At 57.8% G+C, this 825-nt stretch carries 1 protein-coding gene; it reads right to left on the minus strand.

The window, feature by feature from the left end:
- Positions 1-5: 5 nt before the first annotated feature.
- Positions 6-763, minus strand: a protein-coding gene (locus tag WS69_RS31960) for an IS5 family transposase (RefSeq protein WP_156438333.1) whose coding sequence is annotated in 2 segments (ribosomal slippage) — positions 6-314 and positions 317-763 — 756 coding nt in all. Because the reading frame shifts where the segments join, the coding sequence is not laid out codon by codon here.
- Between the last annotated feature and the right edge of the window lie 62 nt (positions 764-825).

The raw sequence follows: 825 nt of genomic DNA on the forward strand, positions 1-825 counted from the left end.
TCTGTTCACATTCTCACCAGCGGCCCAAAGGCACAGGCAAGCGAGGCGAAGGCGAAATAGTTGCCTGAAAGCTTGTCGTAGCGAGTGGCGACACGATGAAAATGTTTGATGCGATTGAAAAAGCGTTCGACGATGTTCCGGGTCCGATACAGCACGCGGCTATAGCGACGCTTGGTCTTTCGGTTCGAACGCGGCGGGATGACGGCCTTCGCACGTGTAGCGCGGATGCTCTCTACAAAGGCGTTCGAGTCGTAGCCCTTGTCGGCGATGACCGCCCCGGTGCGCAGAGGCTCAACCAGTTCATTCGCACACGAAAAATATCGGAGACTTGCCCCTCGGTGGCAATCAACCGCAGCGGGCGTCCGGCGTCATCGACGGCCAGGTGCAACTGGGTGGTCAGTCCGCCCCGCGAGCGGCCGAGCGTTGCGGACCGTTTTTTTCGAGCTCCGGACGAATGCTGGTGCGCACGCACGATGGTCGAATCGATCAACACATGCTTGATCTCGGTTTCGTCGGCCACGGCGTGGATCACGCGTTCCCACACACCCTTGCGACGCCATCTGGAGAAGCGCATGTACACCGTATGCCATCGTCCGAACGCCTTTGGCAAATCGCGCCACGGGCAGCCGGTTCGGCCAATCCAGAGAACCGCTTCGACAAACCAGCGATTGTCGGCCGCCGTTCTTCCTGGGTCGCCTTCCTTGCCCGGCAACACAGATTCGATTCGTGCCCATACCTCGTCGCTCAGTAACTTTCGAATCATCTTGGCCCGCTTGTGCAAAAAACAAGATGTAAACACATTTCATCGAATGTAAACAGACCCTA

The organism is Burkholderia sp. BDU5, from assembly GCF_001522845.1.
GTDB lineage: Bacteria > Pseudomonadota > Gammaproteobacteria > Burkholderiales > Burkholderiaceae > Burkholderia > Burkholderia mayonis.